We start from the raw sequence: 380 nt of genomic DNA, 5'->3' as shown, positions 1-380 counted from the left end.
AAACCTGTTCCTCCTTTTTCAGTTGAGGCAAGTAAGATACGCACTTCTCCTGCATTAACCTTTCGAGATAAACTATTCTTCTTTTCATCACTATTGGCATCATGTACAAAGGCAATTTCCTTACTAGGGATTCCTCTATCAACTAATAAAGCCTTAATCTCAGAATAAACATCAAAGCCATTGTCCTTTTTCTTAGGTGTTCCAATATCTGAAAAAATCATCTGAGTAGCCTTATTTTCCATTCCCTCACGATAAATTCTTTCAACATTATCCACTACCTGAAGCAGTTTATGATTGTCTGCTAGACTATAGCTAGAGTCCAATAAACGCATATCAATAGCTAGTTTCCGTGCCTCACCTGTTATCTTTAACATGTTATC

At 36.3% G+C, this 380-nt stretch carries 1 pseudogene; it reads right to left on the bottom strand.

Annotated features, from left to right (window positions below):
• Positions 1 to 380 (bottom strand): annotated as a pseudogene (locus tag HMPREF2701_RS00090) (helicase); the annotation flags it as partial.

Origin of the sequence: Streptococcus sp. HMSC077D04, from assembly GCF_001808785.1 — a bacterium.
GTDB lineage: Bacteria > Bacillota > Bacilli > Lactobacillales > Streptococcaceae > Streptococcus > Streptococcus mitis_BX.
This window is presented reverse-complemented; position numbering and strand designations above follow the sequence as displayed.